At 69.8% G+C, this 11,689-nt stretch carries 9 protein-coding genes; 4 read left to right on the top strand and 5 right to left on the bottom strand.

Features of this window, described 5'->3' with window-relative positions; all coding sequences use genetic code 11:
• Positions 1-350: 350 nt before the first annotated feature.
• Complete coding sequence (locus M2283_RS40005) at positions 351-1,496, top strand: class I SAM-dependent methyltransferase (protein ID WP_280881458.1); 1,146 nt, start codon at positions 351-353, stop codon at positions 1,494-1,496.
• A gap of 21 nt (positions 1,497-1,517) precedes the next feature.
• Here the strand turns inward: M2283_RS40005 and M2283_RS40000 are convergent, their stop codons facing one another.
• Positions 1,518-2,594, bottom strand: coding sequence for an aldo/keto reductase (locus M2283_RS40000; protein WP_280881457.1), 1,077 nt, complete (start codon positions 2,592-2,594; stop codon positions 1,518-1,520).
• A 237-nt stretch (positions 2,595-2,831) separates the two neighbouring features.
• Between M2283_RS40000 and M2283_RS39995 the strand changes: the two genes are divergently transcribed.
• Positions 2,832-3,635 (top strand): SAM-dependent methyltransferase, encoded by an 804-nt coding sequence (locus tag M2283_RS39995; protein ID WP_280881456.1) that lies wholly within the window; start codon positions 2,832-2,834, stop codon positions 3,633-3,635.
• 96 nt (positions 3,636-3,731) lie between these two features.
• Here the strand turns inward: M2283_RS39995 and M2283_RS39990 are convergent, their stop codons facing one another.
• A complete protein-coding gene (locus M2283_RS39990; protein WP_280881455.1) occupies positions 3,732-4,280 on the bottom strand; it encodes an ATP-binding protein in 549 nt (182 codons plus the stop codon).
• Positions 4,281-4,501: 221 nt separating this feature from the next.
• Here M2283_RS39990 and M2283_RS39985 point away from each other — a divergent pair, with 221 nt between their 5' ends.
• Together M2283_RS39985 and M2283_RS39980 are read left to right on the top strand one after the other, a co-directional pair.
• Positions 4,502-4,744: a DUF397 domain-containing protein gene (locus M2283_RS39985; protein WP_280881454.1), complete on the top strand. Its 243-nt coding sequence runs from the start codon at positions 4,502-4,504 to the stop codon at positions 4,742-4,744.
• 200 nt (positions 4,745-4,944) lie between these two features.
• On the top strand, positions 4,945-5,850 hold the full coding sequence (locus M2283_RS39980; protein WP_280881453.1) for a helix-turn-helix domain-containing protein: 906 nt from the start codon (positions 4,945-4,947) through the stop codon (positions 5,848-5,850).
• Between the two features lie 18 nt (positions 5,851-5,868).
• Here M2283_RS39980 and M2283_RS39975 read toward each other — a convergent pair whose 3' ends face one another.
• Genes M2283_RS39975 through M2283_RS39965 form a run of 3 tightly spaced genes read right to left on the bottom strand, consistent with a single transcriptional unit; the run spans position 5,869 to position 11,627 of the window.
• Complete coding sequence (locus M2283_RS39975) at positions 5,869-7,404, bottom strand: alpha-L-fucosidase (RefSeq protein ID WP_280881452.1); 1,536 nt, start codon at positions 7,402-7,404, stop codon at positions 5,869-5,871.
• 19 nt (positions 7,405-7,423) lie between these two features.
• Positions 7,424-9,280 (bottom strand): beta-N-acetylhexosaminidase, encoded by a 1,857-nt coding sequence (locus M2283_RS39970; protein ID WP_280881451.1) that lies wholly within the window; start codon positions 9,278-9,280, stop codon positions 7,424-7,426.
• Positions 9,273-11,627 (bottom strand): alpha-L-fucosidase, encoded by a 2,355-nt coding sequence (locus M2283_RS39965; RefSeq protein ID WP_280881450.1) that lies wholly within the window; start codon positions 11,625-11,627, stop codon positions 9,273-9,275. The genes M2283_RS39970 and M2283_RS39965 overlap by 8 nt, the downstream gene beginning before the upstream one ends.
• Positions 11,628-11,689: the final 62 nt, after the last annotated feature.

The following is an 11,689-nucleotide window of genomic DNA, read 5'->3' as shown; positions in this document are numbered from 1 at the left end:
ACGTCGGGCTCGAGCGTCCTGCGCCACAGGGGAGCGCAGGACGAGCCACTGCTCGGCGTCCCAGGCCCGGAACCGCTCCACTTCGCTGAACCCCGGCTCTGCCGCGAGGCACATCGAGCGGTCGTCTGCGGTCCGCGCGGCGGCGTAGTCTGCTGCCCACTCCTCCGAAAGGCCTGACCCTGATGCTCGGCATGGTTGTCTGGGATGTCCGCCCTCGCGCTTCGACGCGAGGGCGGTAGCGAACAACTGCCTCAACGCACACGTCTGTTCACCGGACAGACGTGGGTTGTGCCTGCTCCTCGTCGAAGTGCTCTTCGTGCCCCTGCACGTTCGATCACGAGGAGTACGTGGTGTCCACGATCAACTGGACCCAAGGCCACACCCACCGGTCCGCGCACTGGCATTCCGAGAACGGCGCCCCTCTTCCAAAGCGAACCGTCCTCGCCGACGACCGGACAAAGGCCGACGACGCCTACCGACAGGCCTGCGAGGGAACGGCCCTGCTCTGGCAGGGCGACTTCCACAACGCCCGGCAGCTGCTGCAGGCGATGGGCCGTCGCATCGACCGCAAGCCGTCCAGGCCCAGCACCTCCCCGAGCGACTCCTTCCACCAGCACCGTCGCAGCAGCAGTCACCGCGCCCGTGTCCTCGGGAAGCTCCTGGTGGTGCTGGACGGCGACTACAACCTGGCCCTGCGCCGGGCTCCCGACCTCCGCCAGGCGTGCCAGGAGGCTTACGGCCCCGCGACGGAGCCCATGGCGGTCTCACTCCGGGAACTGCTGGGAGTCATCGGCGCTCATCAGTGGCGTCTCAAGGGGGTCGACGTCCCGGCGCTCTCCGCACGCGTCCACCCCCACTACGGAGTGTTCGCACCCGTCAGAGGTGAGTACGTCGACCTGGTCGCCCGCGCGCCGCTGCCAGCCGTAGCCCGACAACTCCCTGCCTCCAGCACAGCTTTCGATCTCGGCACCGGAACCGGCGTCCTCGCCGCGGTCCTTGCCCGCCGCGGGATCAACCGCGTCGTGGCCACCGACATCAGCCCACGCGCCCTGGCCTGCGCCAGGGAGAACGTCCACCGGCTCGGGCTGACCGACCGCATCGAGGTGTCGGGCCCCGGCCTGTTCCCCGAAGGCCCTGAAAGGCGCGCCGACCTCGTCGTCTGCAACCCGCCCTGGCTCCCCGCCCGTCCGACCGGGCCCATCGAGCAGGGCGTCCACGACCCGGACAGCACCATGCTCCACGGTTTCCTCGCGGGGCTGTCCGCTCATCTCCGACCGGGCGGCGAGGGTTGGCTCATCCTGTCCGACCTGGCCGAACACCTCGGCCTCCGGACCCGCCGACACCTGCTCGACGCTGTCGGGGCGGCAGGCCTGCGCGTCGTGGGCAGGATCGACACCAAGCCCCGGCACCCACGCGCCAAGGACGCCGACGACCCACTCCACACGGCACGGAGCGCCGAAACCACATCCCTCTGGCGTCTGGTCGCCATGGAGTGACCGGCACCCCGGTCGCCCGGCTCAGTGGCGGACGCCGCCCTGCACCAGGAAGTGCACCCCGCTCTCCTCCCCGTCCACCGTCGCACCGGCGTACTTGAGCATCCGCCCCATGCTCCGGTTCAACTCGAAGGGGAAGTTCAGCGTCGGAGCGGACACGTCGTCCAGGACGGCGGTCTGCTCCGGCGTGAGGTGTACGTCGAGGCCCGCGAGGTTGGCCTCCAGGTGCTGGAGCGTGCGGGGGCCGATGAGGGTCGAGGTGATGCCGGGGCGGTTCCGGACCCAGGAGAGGGCTACGGCGGCGGGGCTCGCGCCGATCTCCTCGGCGATGCCGGCCAGCGCCTCGATGACCGTGAACTGGGCGTCGGTGGGGGCCCCGAGGACCGACGCGCGCCGGGAGTCCGAGGGGGCCTGGTCACGGCGGTACTTGCCCGAGAGGTAGCCGCTCTTGAGGGGGCTCCAGGGCAGCACGCCCATGCCGGCGTCCTCGGCGAGCGGGATCAGCTCGCCCTCGATGGTCCGCTCCAGCAGGGAGTACTCCATCTGGAGCGCGGTGACGGGGGTCCAGCCGCGCAGCAGCGCCATGGTGTGGGCCTTGGCCGTGAACCAGGCCGGGGTGTCGGAGAAGCCGACGTAGCGGATCTTTCCGGCGGTGACCAGGTCGTCCAGGGTGCGCAGGGTCTCCTCGAGCGGCGTGGACCAGTCGTGGTTGTGCAGCCAGTACAGGTCGATGTAGTCGGTGCGCAGCCGGCGCAGCGACGCCTCCAGCTGGCCGATGATCGCCTTGCGGCTCGCGCCGCCGCCGTTGGGGTCGCCGGGGTGGAGGTTGCCGTAGAACTTGGTGGCCAGGACCAGGCGATCGCGCAGGCCGGGGTGGGCGGCGAGGTAGTCGCCGAGGATCTCCTCCGACTGGCCGCCGGTGTAGAAGTTCGCGGTGTCGACGAAGTTGCCGCCGTGGTCGAGGTAGGTCTGGAGGATCTTCTCGGACTCCTCGACACCGGTGCCGAAGCCGCCGGCGTCGCCGAAGTTCATCGCGCCAAGGCAGAAGGGGCTCACGTTGAGGCCGGACCGGCCGAGGCCGACGTACGAGTCGAGCGCCATGGAATGCTCCTCAGAGTCTTGCGCCGTGGTGCGGCGGGAAGGGACTCTTCGAGCAAACCAGCCTGAGCAGCACAGTTGTTAGTGCGATCCCCTCGACCTCTTGCACGATCCTCTAGAACTGTCGAGACGGCCACAAGGACACCCGCAGGAGAGCCGGCACCCGTTCCACCCCTCCTGACCGCCGTTGTGAACGTCAATCGCCGGACACCACCGCGTACTTCATGTGACGCTTTGCCCATGACCTCCGAAGACCCGTTGGCCGACCGGCTCCAGCTCGACCGTCCGCACTCCGCCCGTGTGTGGAACTTCCTGCTGGGCGGCAAGGACAACTACGCCGCCGACCGCGAGGCCGGCGAGATGATCCTGCAGATGTTCCCGGACATAGCGCTGCTCGCCCGGCTCCAGCGCCGCTTCCTCGTCCGGGCCGTGCGCTACCTCGCCGCCGAGGCGGGCGTACGGCAGTTCCTGGACATCGGCACCGGTCTGCCCACCGTGGACAACACCCACGAGGTCGCGCAGCGGATCGCCCCCGAGAGCCGGATCGTCTACGTCGACAACGACCCGTTGGTCCTGGTGCACGCCCAGGCGCTGCTCACCAGCACCCCGGAAGGCGCCTGCGCCTACCTGGACGCCGATGTGCGCGATCCGGAGACGATCCTCGAAGAGGCCGCGAAGACCCTGGACTTCAGCAAGCCGATCGCGCTGACTATGCTGGGCATCCTCGGCCAGATCCCGGACTCCGACGAGCCCGCCGCCCTCGTGGCGCGCTTCCTCGATGCCCTCCCGCCGGGCAGCTATCTCGCCCTGAGCGACGGCACGGACACCAACGAGGCGCTCAACCAGGCGATTTCGGTCTACAACGCGAACTCCGCCAGCTCCTACCATCTGCGCGGTCAGGAGCGGATCGCCGCGTACTTCGACGGCCTGGAGGCCATGGAGCCCGGCATCGTCCCGACCTCGCAGTGGCACCCGGAACCGGTCGATGTGGGCCGCGATCCCTCCGACGTGGACGCGATCTGCGGCATCGGCCGCAAGGTCTGAGACTTCCAACGGGCCCCTGTGGACCAGCCGTTCGACGCGGGCGGTCCACTGGGGCCCGCTGCGTGGGCGTCGACGGAGAGACCGGATCCCCCCACGTCAGAGCCGGAACAGCGCCCAGACCGTCTTCCCGCCGGCGGCCCGCAGGTTCCAGCCCCATGAGTCGCTGAGCGCCGAGACGACCTGCAACCCGCGCCCGGACTCGGCGAGTTCGTCGGGATGCCCTTCGACTGGGATCCGCTCGCTCTCGTCGGTGACCCCGCACACCGCGTACGACCACCGGTCCCACAGGGCGAGCCACAGTGACGGCTCCAGGGGCGTCCGGGCGTCGCGCGGCTGTCCGTAGCGCAGGGCGTTGCTCAGCAGTTCAGACACGGTGACCGCCATGTCCTCGATGCGCTCGTCCGCGATCCGGCCGTCGAGTGCCGCCCAGGTGAACGCCCTGGCGACACGGGCGGATTGGGTCACCGGCGGCACGACGAGGACGGAACAGAGAGCCGGTCCGCGGGGATCTCCGGCCGCGGGGGCGAGCGTGAGACTCTCGCCGGGCTCCGGTCGGCCCAGGTCGTCCACTGCGCGACACAGCCACTCCCAAGTCGCCTCGACCCGCAAGGAGTTGACCGGTCGTGCGACTTGCTCTGCGGACATCGCGACCCCTGGTACCCCTGCGGAGAGAACAACTACGCGCGCTACGCCTTGCGGAGTATGGTGCTCCGCCTTCCCGGTCGAACGCAAGTGCATCGGCAATTACCGCTGCAATTGCAGACGATCTTGCGAGGGGTCTGCCCGAGGGCTATCGTCACGCTCACCACCCATGGATGCAATTGAAGATGCAATTGCAGACGATCTTTGTGGGAGTGACGCGTCAGATGCAGCACTTGACGAACGGCATGCCGGCGACCCAACTGGGCGGCGCCCTCTGGCGCAAGAGCCGGCACAGCAACCCCGAGGGCAACTGTGTGGAACTCGCCGCCCTTCCGGACGGCAGCGTCGCCGTACGCAACTCGCGCCACCCGGAAGGTCCGGCGCTCGTCTACACCAGCGCCGAGATCACCGCCTTCGTCCGCGGTGTGAAGGACGGCGACTTCGACGGCCTACTCCCCGGTCGTTGAGGTCGGGCACACCCGCGGATGGCCGGAAGGCGCCGGACTCCGGCCGCCTTCCGGCCCCATCACTCCCTGCGGTGGATCGACGTCTCGGTGCTACGCTCCTTGGTTGAGGCCCCAGAATCTCTGGTTCCGGAGACGTTCCGAGGTCTGGAACGCGGGAACATTCAGGGTTACGGAGCCGGTGCGGCGGCCGAGGGGTGGACATGACTGCAGCTCAACCGGAACTGGCTCCCTCGGGTTCCGAGGTGCTCAACCTCCAGCGCGGCGGCCCGACCGTGCAGCGCATCATGCTGGGCACCCGACTGCGCCGACTGCGCGAGTCCCTCGGCATCACCCGCGACACGGCCGCCGCGTCGATACGCGCCTCCGACGCCAAGCTGTGCCGCATGGAGCTCGGCCGCGTCGGCTTCAAGGCCCGTGACATCGCCGACCTGTTGACGCTCTACGGCGTCCAGGAGGCGGACGTACGCCAGGAGTACCTGGACTCGGTGCGGCGGGCCAACGAGCCCGGCTGGTGGCGGGCCTACGGCGACGCCTTCCCGAGCTGGTTCGAGCAGCACCTGGGGCTGGAGGAGGCCGCCTCCCTCATCCGTACCTATGAAGTCCAGTTCGTCCCCGGCCTGTTGCAGACGCGCGCCTACGCCGAGGCCGTCGTCCGGCTCGGCCACCCCATCGCCGCCCCGGAGTCGGTGCAGCGGCGCGTCGAACTGCGCATGACCCGCCAGGCGTTGCTCACCGCGCCCGACGCGCCCCGCCTGTGGGTCGTGGTCGACGAGGCGGCACTGCGGCGTCCGCTCGGCGGCCGGGACGTGATGCGCGACCAACTGGCGCACCTCATCGAGACGGCCGCCCTGCCGAACGTCACGCTTCAGGTGCTGCCCTTCCACGTCGGCGGGCACGCGGCGGCCGGCGGCCCGGTCACCATCCTGCGCTTCCCGGTCCCCGACCTGCCGGACGTCGTCTATCTCGAACAGCTCTCCAGCGCGCTCTACGTCGACAAGCCCGAGGAGGTCGACCACTACCTCTCCGTCATGGACCGCCTCAGCCTGGTGGCCACGCCGGCCGCCGACTCGGTCGCCTTCCTGGAGCAGGTCCTCAGGGACAGCTGATCCCCGGGCCCACCTCTCTCACTGCCGTGACCGGTACAGACCGAACTCCGCGATCCGCACCGCACTCCGGGACTGTGTGACCCGCACGCGCCACCGACGGGCCCGCACGGGCGTCGGCAGCAGCAGGATGCGGCTCGCGCCGATCGTTCCGGCCCGGGCCGCCTCGGCCCAGGCCCCGTCGCGGTACGCCTCGACGACGAAGCTCTCGACCTGTTGGCCCCTGCCGATGTCCTCGGCCAGCTTGATGCGGTCGACCTCCCGTTCCCTGCCGAGGTCGACGGTGACCCGGCCGGGCGCGGTGACCGTCCGGGCCCCGCGGGCCAGGTCCGCCGGCAGTTCCCGGTCCACCCGTTCGCGGAACTCCCGCAGCCGCACCACGTCGGGCGCGGGCAGCCGGCCGTCCGTGTCCGGCGGGATGTTGAGCAGGAGGACCGAGTTGCGGCCGACTGAGCGGAAGTAGATGTCCGTCAACTCGTCGACGGACTTGGGCTGTTGATCGGGATGGTAGAACCAGCCGTCCCGGATGGACACATCGCACTCGGCGGGCCACCACTGGAGGTAGTCCGTCTTCGGCTGGGCCTGCACGAGCGCGTCCCTGCTGCCCTCGTCGGGGGTGTCGTACGACAACGCCCAGTCGGTGCGCCCGTACTGGTTCTCCTTGACCGGGATGACGCTCCACTCGTCCTCGCGCGCCAGCCCGCCTTCGTTGCCGACCCAGCGCAGGTCGGGGCCGGTCACGGCGATCGCCGCGTCCGGGGCGAGCGTGCGCACCAGGGCGTACCAGCTGTCCCAGTCGTAGCTCTCCACCTTCTCCGGCGGGATGTGGCCCTGGGCGCCGTCGAACCACACCTCGTCGACCTGGCCGTACTCGGTGAGCACCTCGTAGAGCGTGTTGAGCATATGGGCGCCGTAGTCGGTCGCTTGGAGGGTGTAGAAGCGTGCCGGGGTGCGGTCGTCCCCGTCGACCAGGGTCGGGACGGTCCGCTCGGTGCGGGCGCTGCCGTTGGCGTAGACGCCGTGCAGGTACTGGTTCTCGTCGGCGGGCGAGATGTAGACGCCGACCTTGAGGCCGTGCCGCCGCATGGAGTCGGCGAACGAGCGCAGGACGTCGCCGTGGCCGTCCTGCCAACTGCTCGACGCCACGGTGTGGTCGGTGTAGCGGGAGGGATAGAGGACGAAGCCGTCGTGGTGCTTGACGGTGAGGATGGCGAGCTTGAAGCCGCCGTCGCGCAGGGCCCTGGCCCACTGGTCGGTGTCGAGGCCGGTCGGCTGGAAGACGTCGGGGTCCTCGTCTCCGGTGCCCCATTCCAGGCCGGTGAAGGTGTTCACTCCGAAGTGCAGGAACGCGGTGCGCTCCAGGCCCTGCCAGGCGATCTGCCGTGCGGTGGGCCGGACTTGGGAGGCCTTGCGGACCAGTTCGGCCTCGGTGTCGTCCGGTGAGACGGGGATGCGGGAGCGGGAGTCGTCCCCGGCCGCGTGGGCGGCGGGGAGGGGGATGCCGGTCACGGCGAGCGCGCCGGCGGCGGTGACGAAGAGGCGTCTGGAGACGGCCATGCGGATCGTGCTCCTTCGATCAGTGGGCGGTCAGCCGCCAGACGGCGGGCGGGTGTTGGTCGACCGGGTACTGCACGAGCCGGCCGTCCACGGGGCTCACGGCCATCCGCGTGATGGCGTTGACGAGCCGGTAGCCGCCCGCCACGCGCTCCACCTCCCAGCGCTGCAAGGTGTTCTGGTCGTCGCAGGTCTCCCGGGTCGCCTCGGCCCCGGGCTGCAGCGGCACGTTGAGCGTGAGCTTGCCGCCGCGGACTTCGAGACAGCCGTCGGCCGTCCGCAGGGTCGCGTAACCGTCGGCGGTGCGCCGCACCTCGGCATCGAAGGAAGCACCGGACGCCCTGAAGGTGTAAGTCCCGTCGGCCACCGGCACCTTGGTGAGGTCCCGCCAGCCCGGTGCGTGTCCCACCGCGGTGCCGCGTGCGGCGAACTCGGCATAGGTGGCGTCCGGGTGCGGGTCGCCCCAGGTGGCCTGGGCGATGTGGTCGAGGGCGGGCCAGAGTTCGACGGCGACCTCGTTCTCGGTCTCGCCGCGGCCGTTGTCCGGCCAGAGGCTGATCTTCGCGCCGGTGATGCCCTTGCCGGACGTGAGCTTCTCGCCCTCGAAGCTGCGCGGGTCCCAACTCTGGTCGTACAGCGACTCGGTGTCACTGTGGAAGCCGCCGCGGACGAGATAGAGGGAGTAGGCGGCGTTCTCCACCTGATAGCCCTGCGCGATGAGCCCACTCGGCTTGACCGCCACGTTCAGCCAGTGCTCGACGGTCGTCCCGGCCGCGACCGGCACGGTGTTGGCCCCGGTCAGGCCGTCGTTCCAGATGCGCAGCCGTACGCCCTTGCTCGCCGCGTAGTCGTGGACGCGGTTGACGAAGTCGACGTAGGCGTCCTGCGGGGTGGCGTTCGCACCGTACTTGTCCTGGGCGTACCGCAGCATCTGCGGGTACTTGGCGAAGTCGGAGCCGAGCATGTACTCGTCGGCGCCCATGTGCCAGGACGTCGAGGTGAAGACCTGGGCGTACTCGTCCATCAGGCTGGTGTAGTAGTCGAAGGCGGCCTGCTGGGTGACGTCGAGCCGGGCGGGCTGCTTGTTGCCGTCGGAGTCGGTCAGTTGGAGGTCGGGGCGGTTCTCGATCCACGGGTCCATGTGGCCCGGGGAGTTGATCTCCGGGATGATCTCGACGTGGTACTTGTCGCCGAGGGCGACCAGGCCGCGGATCTCGTCCTTGGTGTAGTAACCCCAGGTGTTGGCCTCGGGGTGGGCGTCGCTCTTCACCTTCAGTTCGAGGAGCAGCTGGTTGAGCTTGTGGTACGCCATCTCGCGGACGAGGTTCTCCAGCCAGGGCAGCGAGATGTGGACGTAGCAGGCGCAGACGCCGACGCCGCGCTCCTTGTAGCGAGGTACGTCGACGGTCCGTCCGGCGGGGATCCGGTCGCCCTGCGCCAGCAGTTGGAGGAGCGTGCGGGTGCCGTAGAAGGCGCCGGTCTCGGTGGCGCCGGTCACCGACAGACGTTTCCCTGCCTGGAGTTCGTAGCCCTCCTTGCCCAGCTCGGTACTTGACGGCCGGACGTCGATCGAGATGTCACCCGGGCGGGCCGCCCCGCCCACGACGGGCACCCTGCCGTGGCCCGAGGCCCGCAGGTCGTCGGCGAGGGTGTCGGCGACCCGGCGCTCGGCGGCGCCGGAGGCGACCAGCCGGGCGCCGCGTCCGAAGACGTAGCTCCCGGACTCCGGCGCCCAGTTGGTGAGCGCGGGCACAGTGACAGGCGCCGCCGCCGACTGCGACTGCGACTGCGCGAGGGCCGGTACAGGTGCCACGAGCAGCGCGAACGCTGCCGCGATGACACCTGCGAGCCGGAATCGTCTCTTCTTGTGCTCAGTCATGCCACTCCACTTTGAAGACCCACGCGTGCCGGCCCGCTTTTCGGGCCGCCGCGGGGACGTCGATCACCAGAGCGCCGTTGCTCACGGTCCAGTTCAGGGGTCGGTCGTGGCCGAGCATCGTCACCTTGTCGCGGGCCCGGATCGGCACCGGGGCCTCGACGGTGAGCCTGCTGCCCGGCTCGGCCAGGCTGTGGATGTAGAAGGCCTTGTCCGGGCGGACGGTGAAGCGCAGGTCGTCGCCGAGCTGCGCCATCCTCGACCAGTAGGTCGTCCCGTGGATCGCCTCGCCGTTGACGCGCAGCCAGCGGCCGGTCTCCCGCAGCCGGGTCTGCATGATCTCCGGGATGGTGCCGTCGGCGCGCGGGCCGATGTCGAGCAGGAAGTTGCCGTTCTTGGAGACGATGTCGACGAGGGCGTGCACGACCTCCTCCGTCGTCATGTAGGCGGAGTCGGGGGTCTCCTGGTTGTAGCCGTAGCTGCGGGGGTCCAGGCCGCGGCTGGACTCCCACTTGGCGACGACGGTGTTCTCGTACGTCGTGTACTCGGGCGTCGTGAAGTCGTGGAAGGCGATGCCCGAACGGTCGTTGACCGTCACCTCGGTCGGACGCGCCCGGTTCTTGGCGTGGTTGAAGTACTCGGCGAGGACGTGGAGGCTGTCGTTCTCGCCGCCGATGTCGCACCAGATGAGCTCCGGGTCGTAGCCGTTGATCAACTCCAGCATCTGCGGGGCCTGGTAGTCCCGCACGAAGTCCTTGCCGGCGGTGTAGCCGGTGTACGGCAGCGGCTCCAGCGTGTACGGGTTGCGCGGGGCGTGGCCCATCCACGGGCTGTCGGGGTTGAACCACTCGGGCATCGAGAAGTAGAGGCCGCGGTGGAGTTCGGGCGTGTACCGCTTGGACGCCTCGAAGAGCTCCTTGACCAGGTCACGGCGCGGGCCCATCTTCACCGCGTTGCGGTCGGAGACCTTGGTGTCCCACAGGGCGAAGCCCTCGTGGTGCTTGGAGGTCAGCACGTGGTACTCGGCGCCCGCGTCCCGGAACAGCTCGACCCAGGCACGCGGGTCGAACTTCGCGGCGGTGAAGCGCGGAATGAAGTCGTCGTAGGCGAAGTCCGCGCCGTAGGTGTCCCGGTGGTGGGCGTAGGTGGGGTTGGTCGGGTCCTGCATCTGGTCCCAGTACCACTCGGCGTACTGCACACCGACCGGCGCCCAGGCGGGCACCGAGTAGACGCCCCAGTGAATGAAGATGCCGAACTTGGCCTTGTTGAACCAGTACGGGGCCTGGTGGCCGGAGAGGGAGGTCTCGGTGGGCTGGTAGTCGGCGACGCCGAGGGTCAACGGGCCCTTCCTGGAGGTGACTTGGGCACCTCGGCCGCGTACGGCCACCGTGCCGTCCCGCTCGGTGCCGGGTGCCGTACCGGTGCGGTTGCGGATGCCGACCCGCACGCGCGTCTGTTCGCCCGGGTCCAGGCGCCGTACCCGGGCGGGTTCGACGGTGCGGGCACCCGGCACGTCCACCCGCACGGACACCTCGTCGCCGGCCAGGATCGCGACGGTGCCCGCGTTGACGACGGTGGCCTCGACGCTCTGGGCGCCGCTGGACTCCAGCAGGGAGTTCGTGGAGTGGGCGTCGCGCAGGGTCAACGCCCGTCCCTGGGCGACCGGTTGGAGGGAGAGGGCGAAGACGTGCAGGGAGGTCTTGTTCTCCTCGGCCGGATTGGTGACCGGCAGGGTGATCGCGACCGCCTCGCGCCGCGGGTCGGTCCACACCTCCGAGATGCCGATCCCGACGGCGTGCTCGTCCTTGCTGCCGTCCGGCGTGTAGCGGTACGGCGCGGAGAGCGGACCGCCCGCGGAGTACCAGTCGGAGCCGCCGAGGCCGCCGGTGGTGGTCGAGCCGTCGGCGTAATGCACGGTGGCCCGTCCCGAGGCGTTGCCGTAGCTGCCGGCGGTGAGGAAGGAGGCCGAGAGATAGCGGCCCTTGGGGAGTTCGACGCGCTGGCCGAGCGCGACGACGTTGTTCTTCGCGCCCGCCGCCGCGGCCGGGAAGAGGAAGGGGATGCCGTCGACCTCGACCCGCCCCGCGGGGAGTTCCTCGCCCGGGAACGTGTAGCCCGAGCCGTCGAAGTCGCCGCCGCGTGCGGAGGCGGTGTCGATGCCGTCGTTGTCGTAGAGGGAGTCGAGCGGGACGGGCACCGCGTCGGGGACGGGGACCCAGTCCCGTCCGCCGGACCGGTCGTCGACCTGCTCGGCCGCGTCCGCCCCGGACGCGGTGGTGAGCGGGAGGGCGGCCGAGGCGGCGAGGACGGCCGCGGTGCCGAGGACCTGACGTCTTGGATACGGACTCATGAGCGGCTCCAATTCATCGGATGTCTGATGATTGGGCGAGCTCAGGGGCCTGTCAATGAGGT

Origin of the sequence: Streptomyces pseudovenezuelae (assembly GCF_029892565.1) — a bacterium.
Taxonomy (GTDB): domain Bacteria; phylum Actinomycetota; class Actinomycetes; order Streptomycetales; family Streptomycetaceae; genus Streptomyces; species Streptomyces pseudovenezuelae_A.
The sequence above is the reverse complement of the archived record's forward strand: the minus strand, read 5'-3'. Positions and strand labels throughout refer to the sequence as shown.

Excerpts from the sequence above, each read along its gene's own strand:
- M2283_RS39990 (WP_280881455.1), bottom strand. The coding sequence starts at position 4,280 with ATGTCCGCAGAGCAAGTCGCACGACCGGTCAACTCCTTGCGGGTCGAG.
- M2283_RS39980 (WP_280881453.1), top strand. The coding sequence starts at position 4,945 with ATGACTGCAGCTCAACCGGAACTGGCTCCCTCGGGTTCCGAGGTGCTC.
- M2283_RS39985 (WP_280881454.1), top strand. The coding sequence starts at position 4,502 with ATGCAGCACTTGACGAACGGCATGCCGGCGACCCAACTGGGCGGCGCC.
- M2283_RS39965 (WP_280881450.1), bottom strand. The coding sequence starts at position 11,627 with ATGAGTCCGTATCCAAGACGTCAGGTCCTCGGCACCGCGGCCGTCCTC.
- M2283_RS39970 (WP_280881451.1), bottom strand. The coding sequence starts at position 9,280 with ATGACTGAGCACAAGAAGAGACGATTCCGGCTCGCAGGTGTCATCGCG.
- M2283_RS39975 (WP_280881452.1), bottom strand. The coding sequence starts at position 7,404 with ATGGCCGTCTCCAGACGCCTCTTCGTCACCGCCGCCGGCGCGCTCGCC.
- M2283_RS39995 (WP_280881456.1), top strand. The coding sequence starts at position 2,832 with ATGACCTCCGAAGACCCGTTGGCCGACCGGCTCCAGCTCGACCGTCCG.
- M2283_RS40000 (WP_280881457.1), bottom strand. The coding sequence starts at position 2,594 with ATGGCGCTCGACTCGTACGTCGGCCTCGGCCGGTCCGGCCTCAACGTG.